This window comes from Amycolatopsis sp. NPDC005003 (assembly GCF_053600695.1).
In genome coordinates this window covers 183666-200108 of record NZ_JBSGAI010000010.1, presented here as the reverse complement: position 1 = coordinate 200108, position 16443 = coordinate 183666, and the positions used below count along the sequence as shown (strand labels likewise).

The following is a 16443-nucleotide window of genomic DNA, read 5'->3' as shown; positions in this document are numbered from 1 at the left end:
GTGGTCGAGACGCCCGACATCGTTCGCCCGCCCGCCGAACTCAGCGCCGCCCTCGCGGCCATCGGCAGCGCGACCGCCAGCGGTGAACTCAGCCGCATGGGCATTCGCAGCGCCTTCATCAGCGGCCCGGTTTCGGTGACGCCCGGTGTGCGCGTCGCCGGACCCGCGCTGACGCTGCAGTTCCTGCCCAAGCGGGAAGACCTCTACCCCGTCGACGAGTACGAGGAACCGGAGAAACAACTGCACCGCCACGTCATGTACCACACCCGACCGGGCGACATGATCGTCGTCGACGCGCGGGGCGACATGAACAGCGGCGTGTTCGGCGAGATGATGCTGACCTACTTCAAGGGCCGCGGCGGTGCCGGCGTCGTCGTCGACGGGTGCCTGCGCGACACCGGCGAAGCCAAGAAGCTCGGCCTCGGGCTGTGGATCCGCGGCGCCACCCCGAACTTCCACGCCCAGACCGGCATCGTCCCGGCCGCGGTCAACGTACCGGTGGCCTGCGGCGGCACGCTCGTCGAGCCGGGCGACATCGTCGTCGCCGACGACGATGGGGCGGTCGTGGTACCGGTCAAGCTCGCCCCCGCCCTGGTGGCCCACGCCCAGGAGCACGCGGAGTGGGAGGAGTTCTCCCGCATCCGGCTGTCCGAAGGCGGCGACCTGCGGCGGTACTACCCGCTTTCGGACGAAGCCCGGCCCGAGTACGAAAAGTGGCGCGCCGAACAGGGTCGCCGGCCCTAGCTCCACAGCCGGTCGTGGCTCGACTCGGTGTCCCAGTGCGTCGTCTCGGCGAAGAACACCGGGTCGCGGGGGTCGAGGTGGCGGCGCAGCAGGTCCTCGTTGAGGTCGCCGAAGCCCAGCCCAGGGGTGTCCGGCACCGTGATGTGGCCGTTCGCGATCAGCGGGCCGGTGACGAGGTCGCTCCAGAACTCGACGTCGGCCGCGTGGTGTTCGAGGGCGAGGAAGTTCTCCGTGGCGGCGGCCAGGTGCACGCACGCCATCGTCGCGATCGGCGACGCCGCCAGGTGCAGCGCCATCGCGATCCCGCGCTCCTGTGCGTGGTCGCCGATCCGCTTGGTCTCCGCGATCCCGCCCGCCGTGGCCGGGTCGGGGTGCACGACGCGGATGGCGCCGGTGTCCAGCAGCGGCCGGAAGCCGTCGAGCAGGTAGATGTCCTCCCCCGTGCACGTCGGGACGGCCACCGCTTCGGTCAGCCGTCGCCACTGGTCGGTCAGCTGCCACGGGATCAGGTCCTCGATCCACGCCAGGGTGAACGGCTCGAGCGCGCGGCCGATCCGGATGCCCGAGTCGAGGGCGATGTGGCCGAAGTGGTCGGCGGCGAGCGCGACGTCGTAGCCGACCACCGACCGCACGATGTCCACATAGGACACCAGGTGGTCGATGCCCTTCGCGGTGACCTGGATGCCGGTGAACGGGTGCATCGTCGTGACGTCCGCGCGGGCGCCCGGCGGCGCGATCAGCGCCCCCGGCACGTCCCACAGCAGGTCGACCCCCACGTCCATCTTCAGCATCGTGAACCCGCGCTGCTTGCGGTCGGCCAGCCGGGCGCCCATCGCGTGCGGGTCCGGCAGCGACGGCGTGTCCGCGTAGCAGCGGACCTCGTCCCGGAACCGGCCCCCGATCAGCGCGTACGCGGGCACTCCGTACGCCTTTCCCGCCAGGTCCATCAGCGCCATCTCGACGCCGGACACCCCGCCGCCCTGGCGGCCGTGGAACCCGAACTGCTTGATCTTGCGGAAGATCTTGTCGACGTTGCACGGGTTCTCGCCGATCAGCCTGCTCTTCAGCACCAGCGCATAGGTGGCGCTGGCCTGGTCGCGCACCTCGCCGTAGCCGGCCAGCCCCTGGTTGGTGTCGATCCGGATGATCGACGAGCGGAACGGCACCCCGGTCAGGTTGGCCACCCGCAGGTCGGTGATCCGCAGGTCGCTCGGCCGGGACGCCGTCGGGACGTGCTCCTCGGTGATCATCCCTTCACGGCTCCCGCGGTGAGGCCCTCGGTCAGGAAGCGCTGCCCGAACCCGTACATGAGCACGACCGGGATGCTGACCAGCAGCGAAGCCGCGGCCAGCTGCCCCTGCGGCACGACGTCACCGAAGATCATCGACTGCATGCCGACGGGCAGGGTCTTGTTCTCGTTCTTGGTGATGAACACGAAGGCGAACAGGAACTCGTTCCACGCGTTGGTGAGCGTGAACAGCGCGACCGCCAGCAGCCCCGGTTTGGCCAGCGGCAGCACGATCCGCACGAACGCCCCGAACCGCGTGCAGCCGTCGACCAGCGCGGCCTCCTCGAGGTCGGCCGGGATCGACTTGAAGTAGCCGACGAGCAGCCACGTCGCGAACGGCAGGGTGAACGTCGGGTAGGCGAGCACGAGCGACCACAGCGAATCGTTGAGCCCGATCCCGCTCATCAGCTGGTAGAGCGGGATGAACAGCAGCGCGCCCGGCATCACGTAGGTGAGCAGGATCGTCACCGTGAAGCTCTCCGAACCCCGGAACTTCAGCCGGGCCAGTGCATAACCCGCCAGCGCCGCGCAAACCAGCGCGATCACCGTGGACGCGACCGACACCAGGATCGTGTTGACGTACCAGGTGCCGAACGCCCCGGTGAACAGGTTGGTGAACTGCTGGGTGGTCCACGGGGTCGGCCAGAGGTCGTCGGTGCGCGCGACGATCTGGTCGTCGGACTTGAACGCCGTGACCGTCATCCAGTAGAGCGGGGCGAGCACGAAGGCCAGCAGCGCCACCAGCGCGACCCCCGAGCCGGTGCCCCCGACCAGGCGTGCGGCCAGCCGGTTGCCCCGCGTGGCGAGCACGGACACGATCCGGCCGACGACGGCCGCGAGCGCCACGAACACGCCCAGCACGACGGCGGCCTTCCAGACGATGTGCGGCGATGCCCAGACCAGCACGAGCACCGACGCCGCGACGATCGCCCACGGCAGCGCGCGGCGCTGGCCGTCGGTCAGCCGCCGTCGCCCCAGGTCGGCGGCGCCGGGCTGGTCGCTGCGCCGCATCATCCGCACGAGGATCACCACGAGGACCGCGATGACCGGCAGCATCACCAGCGTGACCGCGGCGCCCGCGCCCAGCTGCAGCTGCTGGATGGCCTTCGAGTAGGCCACCATCACGTACGGGGCGGTGGCGTCCCCCGGCCCGCCCTGGGTCATCAGCCAGATCAGGTCGAAGTTGTTGAACGTCCAGATCGACGACAGCAGCACCGTCACGATCATCACCGGTCGTAACCCCGGCAGCGTGATGTGCACGAACCGCTGCCACGGCGAGGCGCCGTCCACCATCGCCGCCTCGTGCAGACCGCTGTCGATGGCCTTGAGCCCGGCCAGGAACGTCACCGTGAAGAACGGGATGCCCTTCCAGACGTTCACCAGGATGACCGCCGGCATCGCCAGCGCCGGATCGGACAGCCACTCCGCGGGCCACTTGTCGACCAGGCCGATCGCGGCGAGGCCGGGCCCGATCCCCGAATCGGTGAGCAGGACGTTGACGCTGCCGAAGATCGGGTCGAGCAGCGACCGCCAGGTGAAGGCCGTGACGACCGTCGGGATCACCCACGGCAGCAGGATCACCCCGGCGATGATCGCCTTGCCGCGGCGCATGTGGTGCAGCATCAACGCCGCGATCAGGCCGAAGGTCACCTTGAAGATTTCGGCGTAGGCGGTGAAGACGAACGAGTTCAGCACGCCCCGGTGGAACAGGCCGTCGCCGGCGAGGGCGGTGTAGTTGTCCAGCCCGACGAAGACCGTCTCCGCGCCGTGGCGTTCGGTGGCACTGGTGAAGACCGAACTGACGATCGGGACCAGGATCAGGCCGGCGACCAGCACCAGCGTCGGCCCGACGAACACCGCGGCCAGGCGCCAGTCGCGGCCGAACAGCCGCTGCGTCCGGGTGAGCGAGGACGACCCGCCCGGCGCCCGGCGGGCCGGCGCCGGACGGGTCGTCTTCGTCCGCAGGACGGTCATTGCTTGTAGCCCTGTTGCTCGAAGATCTGCACGATCCGGCCGTGGGTCGTGGCGACGGCCTCGGCCGGCCGGGTGCCCTGGATGACCGACTGCATCATGTCGGTCAGCAGGTAGGCGGCGGTGGCGGCCTGCTCGCCGGGGCTCGGGGCCTGCGGGAAGGCGTAGCCGGTGCTGGTCTTCACCGGCAGCGGCGCGCGCGTCTGCTCCCGCAGCGCGGCGAAGGCGGGATCACCGGTGGTGTAGTACGGGTCGGAGTCCCACACCTTGGTCCACGAGGGGTTGACCAGGCACGGTGCTTCCTTCGCGACGCCGAGCAGGGCGCTCCCGCCCACCATGAACTTCGCGACGAGCTTGGCGAGGTCGGGGTTCTTCGCGCCCTTGAACACGACGAACGAGTTGGACTCGCCGTACGCGAGCGGCCGGTCGAGCGCCGGTCCGGTGGCGCCGTTGAACACGTGCGTGTTGCCGTAGACCGGGTTCTTCTTGGTCTTCGAGTCGGCGTAGACGCTGAACTGGTTGAGCGTCAGCCCCAGGATCTGGGCCAGCCAGTTCTCGTTGTTGCTCGAGTCGGTCCAGCTCCCGATCCCGGGTGGCAGCATCGGCGCGTACTTCGGGTTCGTGTAGATGTCGCCGATGAAGCTGACGGCGGCGACGGTCTCCGGCGAGTTGAACACGACCTTGGTGCCGGTGTTGTCCGCGATCGCCCCGCCGTAGCAGTTGATGACGTTCGCGATGAAGCCGTTGGCGTCGCCGGAGCGGTTCACCGTGAGCCCCCAGCCGAAGCGCCGCTTCGCCGGGTCGGAGACCGCCAACGCGTTGTCGCGCAGCTCTTCCCACGTGTAGTAGGGCTTGAGCGGCAGCCCCTTCTCCTGGTACCAGTCCTTGCGCAGGTACATCCCGGACGCGATGAAGTGGTACGGGATCGCGTACCAGCGGCCGTCGAACACGCAGTAGTTGTTCGCCTCGGTGGCGGGTTCCCCGTAGAGCGCTTTCATTTCCGTGACCACGTCGGTGACGTCGGTGAGGGCGCCGAGGTTGTGCAGCTGGCCGACGAACCGCCGGTCGCTCACGAACGCCAGATCGCGGTTGGTGCCCGCCTTCACCTCGGCGTCCATCTTGGCGACCATGTCGCCGGCGTCGCCGGACACCAGGTCGTTGCGGATGGTGGTGCCGGTGGCCTGCGCGAACACCTGCAGCGACTTGTCCAGCGCCTTGTTGGCGGCCTCCGCGTACAGCTTCTGCGAGAGCATCCCCACCGACCCGCCGCGCAACGCGGCTGCCTGGTCGAGCAGCGCCTTGGGCACTTGGACGTCGACCTGCGGCGCGGGGGCGGGACTGCTGCCGCACCCGGCGAGCCCGAGCACGCCCAGCGCGCTCAGCCCGAGGAAGCTGCGTCTCGACCAGTCCGTTTTCTCTTCCATGACCACTCCTCTCGCGTCCGATCGGGCGGACGCGTACCGACGGGGCGACGGTGCAACCGGCGGAACAGCGAGGCGAGCGCCACGCTGCGGGTCGTTCATGCGGTGAGTGATGCCGAACTACTGGTGCGGAGGTCGAGCACGAGGGCCGGCGAGGCGCCGACGGCCGGCACGCGGCGCCGGCCGGTGCAGCTTCCCGGCCGCGAGCCCGGTGCCCATCGGTCCCCGCCGGATCGGCGGGATCGCCGGTGCTGCCATGCCTCGTCCGTCCTCGTCAACGGTTGGCGGAACTCGGTCGTGCCGTGTGCTAACGCCGCCGGGCGGCCCGCTTGCTTCGCTGCTCCTTCTCCGCGAGGAGCGTGGAATAGTTGTTGCTGAGGTGCCGGCGCATCGCCGCGCGGGCCGCTGCCGGATCGCGCGCCACGAGCGCCTCGTAGATCTCGGTGTGCTGGGCGGTGGCGCGGTGCAGCCCGGCCGGCGCCTCGTTGGTGAGACGACGGCTGGCCGTGCCGAGCCAGCGGGCGGAATACATGATCCGGTCGAGGATGCGGTTGTCGGCCGCCCGGCAGATCTCCATGTGGAATTCGTGGTCGACCTCGAGGTAGGCGTCGGGATCCGCTTCGAGTGCCGCCATGCGGCCGATCTCGTCGGAGAGCCGCGCCAACGTCTCGTCGGTGATGCTGGCCGCGGCCATCGCGGCGAGTTCGGGCTCGAGCAGTGCGCGCATCTGGTGCAGTTCCTGCAGCAGCTCGTCGACGATCTCCGTGGGCAGCCACTCGATCAGCAACGGGCTCAGGTAGTCCCACTCCGCGCGGGGGCGCACGACGACGCGGCGGCCCTGGGCGACGTCGACGATGTCGAGCGAGGCGAGGATCTTGAGCGTCTCTCGCGCGACCACCCGGGAGACGCCGAACTCCTGGGAGATTTCGAGCTCCGACGGCGCCCGGCCGCCCTCGATTTCGCCGCGGACGATCCGCCGGGTCAGGTGGGCCGCCACCTGCACCGGGAGAGTCCGGACCTTGACAGCGTCCGGAGACTCTTGTCTCCTTGGCATGTCATCAGCTTATAGGACAAGTTGGACCTCGCGACAGTCCGTTCTTCGGCGTTACCCGGCGGCGGGAGAGCAATGCGGATCGTGAACGTCACGACGGCGGTGGTCGCCTACCACGGTCAGGCCACCCTGGTGCGGATCGACACCGACGAGGGCCTCAGCGGGTTCGGCGAGGCCAATCCCGACGCCGGCGCGGCCGCCGTCGTGGGCATGATCGAGACCCTGACACCACTCCTGCTCGGCGAGGACCCGCGCAACGTCGAGCGGTGCTGGGAAAAACTCCGCCGCAGCAACGTGTTCGCCGGATCGCAGGGCGGGGTGTTCGTGATCGCGCTGTCCGGGATCGAGATCGCGCTGTGGGACCTCGCGGGCAAGGCCGCGGGCCAGCCGGTCCACCGGCTGCTCGGCGGCAAGTTCCGCGACCGGATCCGGCTCTACGCCGACTGCGGCGACGGCGACGACCCCGCGGGCTCGGTCGCCGGGTGCGTCGACCGGGCCCAGCGGATGGTCGCCGAAGGCTTCACCGCCCTCAAGTTCGACATCGACAACCTGCGCCACCCGGCCAAGTTCGACGCCTTCAACCACACGGTGAACGCGGCCGAGCTGCGCTCGATGACCGAGCGCGTGACCGCGGTCCGGGAGGCGATCGGGCCGGACGTCGACCTGGCCATCGACCTGCACGCCCGCTACGACGTGCCGAGCGCGTGCCGGATCTCGTGGGAGCTCGAGCCGTTCGGGCTGATGTGGCTCGAGGAGCCGCTGCCGGCGGAGAACGTCGACGCGCTGGTGCGGGTGCGCGCGCAGACCCGCACCCCGATCTGCGCGGGTGAAAACCTGTACCTGCGCTGGGGGTTCCGCGAACTCCTCGAGCGGGGTGCCGTGGACGTCATCGAGCCCGACGTGCCGAAGTGCGGCGGCCTCGCCGAAGCGAAGAAGATCGCCAACCTCGCGGAGCTGCACTACATCCCGTTCGCGCCCCACCTGGTGTCGACCCCGCTGGGCACGATGGCGACGTCGCACCAGTGCGCGGCGATCCCGAACTTCTTCGTCCAGGAATGGCACGCCCTCGAGGAGCGCGCGGCGTGGGACAGCTACGTCCACGCCCCCGACGGGAGCGGCTCGATCGTCAAGGACGGCTACATCACGCTTCCGGACGCTCCCGGCATCGGTGTGGAGCTCGACATGGACGGGGTCCGCGCCCACGCCGTCGCGGGCTACGGGGTGTTCGAGTAGCGGCGGCGGTCAGCGCCCGACGATCCGCAGCGCCAGGTCGCCGTACTGGTAGGCGAGCTGGTCGACCGAGAACTCGCCGCTGTCGTGGAACCAGTTCGCCACGCCCATGCCCATGTCGAGGATCGAGTACGACGCCAGCCGGGCCGAGTGGACCGTGAAGACACCGTCGGCCAAGCCGCGCTCGATGAGCTCACGGAAGCCGCGCTCGTAGGTGCTGCGCAGCCGGAGCACCCGGCCGGGCTGCTCGAGGCTGCCGATCTCGCGGTTGCCGACGAACGCTTCGAGGCGGTGCCGGGCGTGGTAGCGGACGTGCGCCTCGACCGCGCGGCGCAGGCGTTCGGTCACGTCGGTGACGCCGTCGACCGCCTCGGCGTGCATCGCCAGCAGCGTGTCCATCGTGCCGAGCATGATCTCCGCCAGCAGCACCTGCTTGCCGGACACGTGCTTGTACAGGCTGGGGCCGCGGATGCCGACCGCGGCGCCGATGTCCGCCATCGTCGTCGCCCGGTAGCCCTGCGCGGCGAACAGCCGCAACGCCGCCAGGCGGATGGCCGCGGCCCGGTCGGCCGGGAGCCCGGCCGCGACGTCGCCGGGGCGATGGGGGCGTTCCACCTTCATACCGGACAGGCTAGCGCTGATTAGCCACATTGTCTTGACTTCGGTCGACGTCATGCGCTCTCCTGGCTAACAGTCATTAGCCAATGGAGGCGCCGATGCCGATCGAGTTCACCGCGGACGAGCACGTCGCCCGGCTCGCCGAACGCGTGCGGGAGTTCGTCCGGGACGTCGTCATCCCCGAGGAACAGGCCTGCGACGGCGTGCTGCACGACGGGCCGGAACCGCTCCGGCACCGGCTTCAGCAGGCCGCGCGCGACGCCGGGGTCTTCGCGCCACACCTGGAGCTCGACCTGCGCGGCCAGGCTGTGGTGTTCGAGGCCGCCGGCTACTCCCTGCTCGGCCCGCTCGCCCTGAACATCGCGGCGCCCGACGAAGGGAACATGCACCTGCTGGCGAAGGTCGCCCGCGAGGACCAGCGGAAGCGCTACCTCGCGCCGCTCGCCGCCGGCGAAGTGCGCTCCTGCTTCGCCATGACCGAGCCGGCGCCGGGGGCGGGCTCGGATCCGCGCGCGCTCGCCACGACGGCGAGCCGGGTGCCCGGCGGCTGGCGGATCGACGGCCGGAAGTGGTTCATCAGCGGCGCCGACGGGGCCGCGTTCGCGATCTGCATGGCCCGCACCAGCGGCGCGCCCGGCGATCCCGGCGGCGCGACGATGTTCCTCGTCGACGCCGGCAACCCGGGGATGAAGATCGTCCGGAACATCGCGACCCTCGACGAGGGGCTCTTCGGCGGCCACAGCGAAGTACTCTTCGACGGCTGCGAGGTCGGCGACGACGCCGTGCTCGGCGAGGTCGACCGCGGGTTCGAGTACGCCCAGGTCCGGCTCGGGCCGGCGCGGCTCACCCACTGCATGCGGTGGCTGGGGATCGCGCGCCGGGCGCAGGACGTCGCCCTCGACCGCGCGGCGAGCCGCTCGGCGTTCGGCCGCCCGCTCGACGAGCTCGGCATGGTGCAGCAGCTGATCGCCGATTCGGAAATCGACATCGAGGCGGCGCGGGCGCTGCTGTGGCGGGCCTGCTGGGAGCTCGACCAGGGGCGCCCCGGTGCCCAGCACACCTCGATGGCCAAGACGTTCGTGTCCGAGGCGGTGCACCGGGTGGTCGACCGCGCGGTCCAGATCTGCGGCGCGCTCGGGATCTCGGCGGACGCGCCGCTGTCCCGGCTCTACCGCGAGGTCCGGCCGTTCCGCATCTACGACGGCCCGTCGGAGACGCACCGGTGGGCGATCGCCCGGCGCGCGTCCAAGGCCCGCGCGGCCGTCCGATGACCGGCGTCGACGTCGGCGCCTTGCGTGCCTACTTCGAGCGCGAGGTTCCCGGGTTCGGCGGCGAACTGGCCGTCGAGCTGATCCACGGCGGCCGGTCCAACCTGACCTACGCCGTCACCGACGGGACGCACCGGTGGGTGCTGCGCCGCCCGCCGCTCGGGCACCTCACGCCGACCGCGCACGACGTCGGCCGCGAGTTCCGCGTGATGGCCGCGCTCGGCCCGACCGGTGTCCCGGTGCCCCGCACCGTCGTCTCGTGCGAAGACCCCGCCGTGCTCGGAGTCCCCTTCACCGTGGTGTCGCACGTGGACGGACCGGTGCTGCGCGACGGCGCCGCCCTGCCGGACCTCGACTTCCGCCGGTACTCCACCGTGCTCGTCGACGAGCTGGTGAAGCTGCACGCGCTCGTCCCCGAGGAGATCGGGCTCGGCGCGTTCGGGCGCCCCGCGGGCTTCCTCGGCCGCCAGCTCCGGCGCTGGCGCGGCCAGTGGGACCGGGTCGCCACCCGCGAGCCGGCCACGGTCGACGACCTGCACGAACGGCTCGTCAAGGCGGCGCCCCCGGAGAGCGGGGCCGCGCTGGTGCACGGCGACTACCGCTGGGACAACACGATCCTCGGCCCGGACGCGGGGATCGCGGCGATCGTCGACTGGGAGATGGCCGCGCTCGGCGACCCGCTCACCGACCTCGGGCTGCTGCTCGTGTACTGGGACCCGAGGGTGGCGCCCGTGCTCGGCGTCCAGCACGTCCCGACCGCCCACCCCGGCTTCCCGGCCGCCGCGGACGTCGCCGAGCGCTACGCCCGGCGCAGCGGCCGCGACCTCGCGGACCTGGCGTTCTACCAGGCGCTCGGCTGGTTCAAGCTCGCCGTCATCGCCGAAGGCATCCACGCCCGCCACCGCGCCGGGCAGTCCGTCGGCACCGGCTTCGACGACGTCGGCGCGGCCGTGCCCGACCTGCTCGCCGCCGGGCTCGATCTGCTCACGTAGGAGGATTCATGCGGTTGTCCGGAAAGGTCGCGCTGGTCACCGGGGCGACGGGTGGCATCGGCGAGGCCATCACGCGCCGGCTGGCGGGGGAAGGCGCGCGGGTCGTCGTCACCGACGTCGACGCTTCGCGGTGTGAGGCACTGGCGGCCGAGCTGCCCGACGCCCTCCCGCTCGCTCTCGACGTCACGTCGGAGGAGGCCTGGCAGGCGACGGTCGCCCGGCTGGACCGGCTGACGATCCTGGTGAACAACGCGGGTATCGGCGAACCCGCGACGGTCGAGACGGAAACCCTCGAGGGCTGGGAGAAGGTCATTGCCGTCAGCCAGCGCGGGGTCTGGCTGGGCATGAAGCACGCGGGCGCGGCGATCGAACGCGCCGGCGGCGGCTCGATCGTCAACATCGCGTCGATCTTCGGCACGGTCGGTGGCTTCGGGACGCACTTCTCCTACCACGCCGCGAAGGGCGCGGTCCGGCTGATGACCAAGAACGCGGCCCTGCACTGGGGCAGGCGCGGCGTGCGGGTGAACTCGGTCCACCCCGGCTTCATCGAGACACCGCTCTCCCGGAAGCTGTGGGAAGAAGGATCGCCGCGCCGCACGGCGATGGTCGACGGCACCCCGCTCGGCCGACTGGGCCGCACCGAGGAGGTGGCGGGCGCGGTGGCGTTCCTGGCGTCGGAGGACGCGAGCTTCGTGACCGGTTCCGAGCTGTACGTCGACGGCGGCTGGACCGCCCGCTGACGCCTCCGGCATGATGATCGGATGCCCCGCCGAGAGCTCCGCCCCGACCAGGTCTGGCTGATCGGCGTTCCGCTCAACCTCCTGCTGGCCATTCCCTGCGCCTTCCCGGTCGCGCTGGGGATGTTCGGCCTGCAGATCCTCGCGGGTGAGCTCGGCCTGGCCGAGGCCATCGGGGCCGGTGAAGCGGACGTCAAGATCATCTTCGGCCTGGTCGCGTTCCTGGTGGCCGCGCTGGTGGTGTTCGGCCTGAACGCCCTGTTCGCCTTCCGCGCACCCCAGCTGAAAGCCGGCCCTTACTGGCTCGCGGTGGCCCTGCTGATCATCGTTCCCGACGTTTTCTACTTGACCGTCATCCGGTGAGCGCGTACCGCGCCACACCCTCCACTTCGGACACCGTGGCCCGGCCCCGCGCCACCAGCACGTCCAGGTGCGCGACCGTCTCGTTGACCGCCAGCATCCGGTTGAAGTCGTTCAGGTCGTCGAACGGGACCGACCGCCGCGTCCACGTCAGGCGCCCGGCCACGGCGTAGCCGGTCCGCGCGCCCGAACCGAGCGCGTCCTCGGTCTCGGCGAGCCGCTTGTCGTGGTGGTCCAGGAGTTCTTCGACGCGCGTGTGCGTGCTCGCCGCGACCGGGCCGTGCGCCGGGAGCAGCCGGGTGTCCGGGAACGCCGTCATCAGCTCGAGGGAGTCCAGGTAGTCGCCCAGCGGCAGGCCCGGCTCCCCCAGCTCGAAGCCGATCGACGGGGTGATGTGCGGCAGCACGTGGTCGCCGGAGAACAGCAGCCCGCGGCTTTCGTCCCGGTACACCACGTGCCCGCGCGTGTGGCCCGGCGTCGGGAGCACTTCCAGCGGGTGCCGCAGGGCCAGCGTGCCCGCGTCGAGCCAGCGGTCCGGCGGCTCCCAGCCGGACGGGTCGAACTCGCCGTACCCCTCCGCCATCCGCGCGGCCAGCTCGGGCGCGCCGCCGCGGCGGAGGACGTCCAGCGAGGTCACCGGAACGTCGGTGCGGAGGGCGAGCAGCAGGTCCAGCCCGGGCTGCTCCCCCGCACCGAGGTGCACCCGCGTCCCGAACCGGCGCCGGAGCTCGACGGCCTGCGTGTAGTGGTCGCGGTGGCTGTGGGTGACGTAGACGTCGGTGATGTCGTCGAGCCGGTGCCCCAGCCCGATCAGCGACGCCTCCAGCACGGTCAGGGACTCCGGGATCGACCAGCCCGCGTCGATGAGGACCAGGCCGTCCGGCTGTTCGAGGGCGTAGACGTTGATCGCGCGCAGGCCGTCGTTCGGCAGCGGCAGCGGGATCCGGTGGACGCCCGGCGCCACCGTCTCCGGGCCGGCGGTGGCCCACTTGCCGCGGTCCAGGCTCATGAAACCCCCGTGTGCCGGCCTTCGGCGAGCTCGCGCGCGCCCGCGCGGTCGAGCTTGCCCACCTTCGTCTGCGGCAGCGCGTCCACCAGGTACACGAACTCCGGCCACTTGGTCTTGGACAGCCCGGCGGCGTGCAGGTAGCCGGTGACGTCCTCGAGCCCGACGGGCACGCCGTCGCGCGGGACGGCCAGCAGCGCCACCCGCTCCCCCAGTACGTCGTCGCGGACCGGCACCACGCAGGCCTGTTCCAGCCGCTCGTAGCCGGCGACGGCCCGCTCTACCTCGGTGACGTCGATGTTGCGGCCGCCCCGGATGATGACGTCCTTCTCCCGGCCCATGATCGTGATCAGGCCGTCCACCCCGGACACCACGAGGTCGCCGGTCGGGAAGAACCCGTCCGCGGTCAGTGCCGGCGGCTCGACGCGGCCACCGCGGGCGTACCCGAGGAACAGCGACGGCCCCACGACCTGCGCCCGGCCGGTCTCGCCCGGCCCGAGCACGGTGCCGTCCGGCGACACGGCTCGCACCTCGGTGCCGGGGAACGGCCGTCCGTCGTGGCCCAGCCGGATCTCCGCGGGCTCCTCCGGCAGCGGCGAGGTGTGGCCGAGGCACTCGGACATCCCGAACACGCGCAGGATCTTCGTGCCCAGCGCGGTCTCGGCCCGCTCGAGTGCGACGCGGTCCATCGGCCCGCCACCCACCGTGATCGACCGGACGCCCGGCAGCGTACCCGCGGCCGCCAGCTGGAGGGCCATCGTCGGGACGCACATCGTCCACCGGGCCTGCGTCTCGGCCAGCCGGGCGACCACGGCCGGTGGATCCCACTTCGCCGTCAGGACCAGCGGGCCGCCGAGCAGCAGCGAACAGTAGACGCCGAAGCAGAACGCCGCGGTCGAGGACAGCGGCACGATGGCCGCCACGGCGTCGCCCGGCCGCAGCCCGTTGATCTCGATCGTGCAGGTACAGGCGTAGTGCAGCGCCGCTTCGGACTGCACGACCCCCTTCGCGCGGCCGGTCGACCCGGAGGTGAGGCCGATGAACACCCCGCCGTTCCACCGCGCCGGGTCCTCGCGACCCGCGGCCGACACCGCGGACCAGCTGTCGAGCGCGGGCCGGGTGCCGCCGGGCCGCACGGCCGCGACCTCCCATTCGTCCATTGCGGACGGTTCGGCGACGACGACGTCGGGCCGGATGTCGTCGCACGCGGCCGCGAACTCGGCCCGGGTCGTGTGCCGGTTCACCACGGCGAGCACGCCGCCGGTCAGGCCGGTGGCCAGCGCGGCGGCCACCGTGCGCCAGGTGTTGCCGGCTTGGACCAGCGCCGTGGCCTTCGGCCCGAGGACGTCGGCGAGGACCTCGGCGTGGGCCAGCAGTTCGCGGGCCGTGTGCTCGCCGTCGTCGTCGATGACGGCGACGAAGTCCGCCTGCTCGGCGCGTTTGCGGAAGTTCTGGACGGCTTCCTTCATCCGGCGAACATCTCCCGTTCGGTGCCGAGGACGGCGATCCGGCGGCCGCGCATGTCGCCGACCTGGGCGACCGCGGCCGCCCATTCCGGGCTGGCGAGGGCCTTGCGCAGGTCCTCCTCGGTGTCGAAGCCGAGGATCGAGACGCCGTCCCAGCCCTCCGAGCGCGGTTCGAGCGCCGACTCGACCTCGGTGTGGCGCCACGAGCGCAGGCCCGGCAGCCGGTAGGTGAGCTCGGCGTGGTCGGTCCGCCACCAGGTGATGAACCGCTCGTGGGTCCAGTCCGGCGGCTTGGCGGCCAGCAGCACCAGGTTAAACATCGGCACCTCCTTCGAAGCGGACGGCGGGCGAGCGGCCGATGATCAGGCGTTCCAGCCGGCCGGACGCGCCGACCTGCCCGGCGGCCACGTAGTTGGCGACGACCTGCCCGGCGCGGCGGACCTCGCCGAGGTAGAACTCCGCGCGCCCGGCCGAGCTCACCTGGAGCGGGTGGTGGGTGAGCGTGCCCTTCTCGCGCTGGGCCAGGTAGCCCTCCATCGCCTCGCGGCCACCCGCGAAGTCGGTGGCCCGTCCGTCGGTGGAGAACAGGATGGAGAACGTGAAGCCGTCGTCGATCAGGTCGAGGATCCGCGACGGCGTGTCGCTGTCCATGATCTCGAACCACTTGGTCAGGAACGGTGCTTCAGACACGGTGGGCCTCCTTGCCGGTTCGGAGGGCCGCCAGCCGCCCGGCCCGGCGGCCGGACACGACGGCGAGGCAGAGACCGCCGCCATAACCCTCGTTATACACATCGGACAGGTCGGCGCCGGCCGGGTAGAGGCCGTCGATGGGGGTGCCGGTCGGGTCCAGGGCGGTGCCGTCGGGGCCGGCTTCGATGCCGCCGAAGGTGAAGGTGATCGCCGGGACGACATCGGCGTGGAACACGCGGCCGTCGCCGAGGCGGGCGCGGGCGGCGGGGTCGAGGGGCACCGGGAGTGCGTCGGCGCTGTCCGCGACGCCGACGCGGCCGCCGCGGTCGCGGGAGAACGCCCAGCGGTCGAGGCACGGGCTGCCGGGGACGAACGGGGTTTCGGCGGCCGCGCGCTGGACGGCTTCGGACCACAGGAGCAGGCCGCGGCCGCCGTGGGCGGCGAGCGCCATGGCGTTGTTGTGGTCGCCGCGGGTTTCGTCGGTGAACCGGTGGCCGGCCGGGTCGAGCAGGACGCCGTGGTCGCTGTGGTAGAGCGCGAAGGCGATGTGGTCGACCGGGCTGAGCGGTTCGGCGCCGTCGGCGAACAGGTGGCCGTAGAACCCGGTGTTCGCGGTGTTGACCGAGGCGCCGAGCCCGGCCGCGAGGGCCGCGCCGGTGCCGCGGGACCACGGGTTGCCGCGCAGCGGCGGGACGAATCCGCCGCCGACCAGCCCGGCCCGGACGGCCGGGTCGGCCTGCCGCCCGCCGGTCGCGAACACGACCGAGCGGGCGGTGATCCGCCGTGGCCCGGCCGGGGTCGTCACGTCGGCCAGGTAGCCGCCGCCTTCGCGGGCGAGTTGCCCGGTCTGCGCGTCGACGACGACCCGGCCGCCGGCCGCGGTCAGCGCCCGGGTGAGGTGGGCCAGCAGCACCGGCAGGTCGAACTTGTGCCCGCGCCCGGCCAGTGCCCGTTCGACGCCGGTGAGCGGCGGGGCGAACGACGACAGCCACGCGATCGCGTCGTGGTAGCCCTCGACGACCAGCATTCCGTGGCGTTGGTGGGGGCCGGGGTCCTCCCGGCGCAGCGCGGCCTCGTCCTCGATGGCCCAGACGTACCCGCCGGAGATCGCCGCCGAGCCGCCGATCACCGGCGCGCGTTCCACCACCAGCGTGCGGGCGCCGCCGGTGGCCGCCGTGACGGCCGCCGACAGCCCCGCGAGGCCGGCGCCGAGCACGACGACGTCGAAGTCCTCCGTCATCGGCCCGGCCGATCGATCAGCGCGAACGTCGTGCTGAAGAACGACTGGTAGCGGGACAGGAGGCCGTTCGGCGAGACGACCGCGGCCGAATGGAAGGCACCGACGGGTTCACCCGCTTCGGTGACGACACCGTAGACCATCTCGGTGTCGCCGTCGGCGCAGTAGCGGAGGATCTCGTGCACCCGGTCCACCGGGTTGCGGCCGGCGATGTAGGCCACGAAGTCCGCTTTGGACGTTCCGGCGACGTCACCGGACGGCAACGCGATCAGGAACCGCAGGTCCGGTTCCATGAGCTCGAGGGCCTTCGCCGGGTCCTCGTCCATACAGGACAGATATTCTCGCAACGCCACGGTCACTCTCC

Annotated in this window: 17 protein-coding genes; 6 read left to right on the top strand and 11 right to left on the bottom strand. The window is 71.6% G+C overall.

The features are described 5' to 3' along the window. Complete coding sequence (locus ACWED2_RS14765; protein ID WP_449690990.1) at positions 1-744, top strand: ribonuclease activity regulator RraA; 744 nt, start codon at positions 1-3, stop codon at positions 742-744. Here ACWED2_RS14765 and ACWED2_RS14760 read toward each other — a convergent pair. The 4 genes from ACWED2_RS14760 to ACWED2_RS14745 all read right to left on the bottom strand — a co-directional run bounded on the left by ACWED2_RS14760 (position 741) and on the right by ACWED2_RS14745 (position 6478). After that, entirely contained in the window at positions 741-1994 is a 1254-nt protein-coding gene (locus ACWED2_RS14760) for a mandelate racemase/muconate lactonizing enzyme family protein (protein ID WP_449690989.1), read from the bottom strand. The genes ACWED2_RS14765 and ACWED2_RS14760 overlap by 4 nt on opposite strands. Further along, positions 1991-4006, bottom strand: a complete 2016-nt coding sequence (locus ACWED2_RS14755; RefSeq protein ID WP_449690988.1) for an ABC transporter permease — start codon at positions 4004-4006, stop codon at positions 1991-1993. Before ACWED2_RS14755 ends, ACWED2_RS14760 begins: the two co-directional genes overlap by 4 nt. Continuing rightward, positions 4003-5427, bottom strand: a complete 1425-nt coding sequence (locus ACWED2_RS14750; RefSeq protein WP_449690987.1) for an ABC transporter substrate-binding protein — start codon at positions 5425-5427, stop codon at positions 4003-4005. Before ACWED2_RS14750 ends, ACWED2_RS14755 begins: the two co-directional genes overlap by 4 nt. A gap of 304 nt (positions 5428-5731) precedes the next feature. After that, entirely contained in the window at positions 5732-6478 is a 747-nt protein-coding gene (locus tag ACWED2_RS14745) for a FadR/GntR family transcriptional regulator (RefSeq protein ID WP_449690986.1), read from the bottom strand. Between the two features lie 72 nt (positions 6479-6550). On the opposite strand from ACWED2_RS14745, the gene ACWED2_RS14740 reads away from it, so the two are divergent. Beyond that, on the top strand, positions 6551-7708 hold the full coding sequence (locus ACWED2_RS14740; protein ID WP_449690985.1) for a mandelate racemase/muconate lactonizing enzyme family protein: 1158 nt from the start codon (positions 6551-6553) through the stop codon (positions 7706-7708). A gap of 9 nt (positions 7709-7717) precedes the next feature. Here the strand turns inward: ACWED2_RS14740 and ACWED2_RS14735 are convergent, their stop codons facing one another. Beyond that, a complete protein-coding gene (locus ACWED2_RS14735) occupies positions 7718-8326 on the bottom strand; it encodes a TetR/AcrR family transcriptional regulator (RefSeq protein WP_449690984.1) in 609 nt (202 codons plus the stop codon). Positions 8327-8421: 95 nt separating this feature from the next. On the opposite strand from ACWED2_RS14735, the gene ACWED2_RS14730 reads away from it, so the two are divergent. From ACWED2_RS14730 to ACWED2_RS14715, 4 genes are read left to right on the top strand one after another with little or no spacing between them, the layout of a single operon-like run. Beyond that, positions 8422-9594 (top strand): acyl-CoA dehydrogenase family protein, encoded by a 1173-nt coding sequence (locus ACWED2_RS14730; RefSeq protein WP_449690983.1) that lies wholly within the window; start codon positions 8422-8424, stop codon positions 9592-9594. After that, the gene (locus ACWED2_RS14725; RefSeq protein ID WP_449690982.1) at positions 9591-10583 is read left to right on the top strand and encodes a phosphotransferase family protein; all 993 of its coding nucleotides are present in this window, start codon (positions 9591-9593) and stop codon (positions 10581-10583) included. The genes ACWED2_RS14730 and ACWED2_RS14725 overlap by 4 nt, the downstream gene beginning before the upstream one ends. A gap of 8 nt (positions 10584-10591) precedes the next feature. Continuing rightward, complete coding sequence (locus tag ACWED2_RS14720) at positions 10592-11323, top strand: SDR family NAD(P)-dependent oxidoreductase (RefSeq protein ID WP_449690981.1); 732 nt, start codon at positions 10592-10594, stop codon at positions 11321-11323. A 21-nt stretch (positions 11324-11344) separates the two neighbouring features. Then, the gene (locus ACWED2_RS14715) at positions 11345-11683 is read left to right on the top strand and encodes a hypothetical protein (protein WP_449690980.1); all 339 of its coding nucleotides are present in this window, start codon (positions 11345-11347) and stop codon (positions 11681-11683) included. Here the strand turns inward: ACWED2_RS14715 and ACWED2_RS14710 are convergent. Genes ACWED2_RS14710 through ACWED2_RS14685 form a run of 6 tightly spaced genes read right to left on the bottom strand, consistent with a single transcriptional unit; the run spans position 11673 to position 16432 of the window. Beyond that, entirely contained in the window at positions 11673-12689 is a 1017-nt protein-coding gene (locus ACWED2_RS14710; protein ID WP_449690979.1) for an MBL fold metallo-hydrolase, read from the bottom strand. The genes ACWED2_RS14715 and ACWED2_RS14710 overlap by 11 nt on opposite strands. Continuing rightward, positions 12686-14155, bottom strand: coding sequence for a class I adenylate-forming enzyme family protein (locus ACWED2_RS14705; protein WP_449690978.1), 1470 nt, complete (start codon positions 14153-14155; stop codon positions 12686-12688). The genes ACWED2_RS14710 and ACWED2_RS14705 overlap by 4 nt, the downstream gene beginning before the upstream one ends. Beyond that, positions 14152-14472, bottom strand: coding sequence for an EthD family reductase (locus tag ACWED2_RS14700; RefSeq protein WP_449690977.1), 321 nt, complete (start codon positions 14470-14472; stop codon positions 14152-14154). Before ACWED2_RS14700 ends, ACWED2_RS14705 begins: the two co-directional genes overlap by 4 nt. After that, complete coding sequence (locus ACWED2_RS14695; RefSeq protein WP_449690976.1) at positions 14465-14842, bottom strand: hypothetical protein; 378 nt, start codon at positions 14840-14842, stop codon at positions 14465-14467. Before ACWED2_RS14695 ends, ACWED2_RS14700 begins: the two co-directional genes overlap by 8 nt. After that, entirely contained in the window at positions 14835-16082 is a 1248-nt protein-coding gene (locus tag ACWED2_RS14690) for an FAD-binding protein (RefSeq protein ID WP_449690975.1), read from the bottom strand. The genes ACWED2_RS14695 and ACWED2_RS14690 overlap by 8 nt, the downstream gene beginning before the upstream one ends. Next, complete coding sequence (locus tag ACWED2_RS14685) at positions 16079-16432, bottom strand: nuclear transport factor 2 family protein (protein ID WP_449690974.1); 354 nt, start codon at positions 16430-16432, stop codon at positions 16079-16081. Before ACWED2_RS14685 ends, ACWED2_RS14690 begins: the two co-directional genes overlap by 4 nt. Positions 16433-16443: the final 11 nt, after the last annotated feature.

Excerpts from the sequence above, each read along its gene's own strand:
- ACWED2_RS14760 (WP_449690989.1), bottom strand. The coding sequence starts at position 1,994 with ATGATCACCGAGGAGCACGTCCCGACGGCGTCCCGGCCGAGCGACCTG.
- ACWED2_RS14755 (WP_449690988.1), bottom strand. The coding sequence starts at position 4,006 with ATGACCGTCCTGCGGACGAAGACGACCCGTCCGGCGCCGGCCCGCCGG.
- ACWED2_RS14750 (WP_449690987.1), bottom strand. The coding sequence starts at position 5,427 with ATGGAAGAGAAAACGGACTGGTCGAGACGCAGCTTCCTCGGGCTGAGC.
- ACWED2_RS14745 (WP_449690986.1), bottom strand. The coding sequence starts at position 6,478 with ATGCCAAGGAGACAAGAGTCTCCGGACGCTGTCAAGGTCCGGACTCTC.
- ACWED2_RS14740 (WP_449690985.1), top strand. The coding sequence starts at position 6,551 with ATGCGGATCGTGAACGTCACGACGGCGGTGGTCGCCTACCACGGTCAG.
- ACWED2_RS14735 (WP_449690984.1), bottom strand. The coding sequence starts at position 8,326 with ATGAAGGTGGAACGCCCCCATCGCCCCGGCGACGTCGCGGCCGGGCTC.
- ACWED2_RS14730 (WP_449690983.1), top strand. The coding sequence starts at position 8,422 with ATGCCGATCGAGTTCACCGCGGACGAGCACGTCGCCCGGCTCGCCGAA.
- ACWED2_RS14725 (WP_449690982.1), top strand. The coding sequence starts at position 9,591 with ATGACCGGCGTCGACGTCGGCGCCTTGCGTGCCTACTTCGAGCGCGAG.
- ACWED2_RS14720 (WP_449690981.1), top strand. The coding sequence starts at position 10,592 with ATGCGGTTGTCCGGAAAGGTCGCGCTGGTCACCGGGGCGACGGGTGGC.
- ACWED2_RS14715 (WP_449690980.1), top strand. The coding sequence starts at position 11,345 with ATGCCCCGCCGAGAGCTCCGCCCCGACCAGGTCTGGCTGATCGGCGTT.
- ACWED2_RS14710 (WP_449690979.1), bottom strand. The coding sequence starts at position 12,689 with ATGAGCCTGGACCGCGGCAAGTGGGCCACCGCCGGCCCGGAGACGGTG.
- ACWED2_RS14705 (WP_449690978.1), bottom strand. The coding sequence starts at position 14,155 with ATGAAGGAAGCCGTCCAGAACTTCCGCAAACGCGCCGAGCAGGCGGAC.
- ACWED2_RS14700 (WP_449690977.1), bottom strand. The coding sequence starts at position 14,472 with ATGTTTAACCTGGTGCTGCTGGCCGCCAAGCCGCCGGACTGGACCCAC.
- ACWED2_RS14690 (WP_449690975.1), bottom strand. The coding sequence starts at position 16,082 with ATGACGGAGGACTTCGACGTCGTCGTGCTCGGCGCCGGCCTCGCGGGG.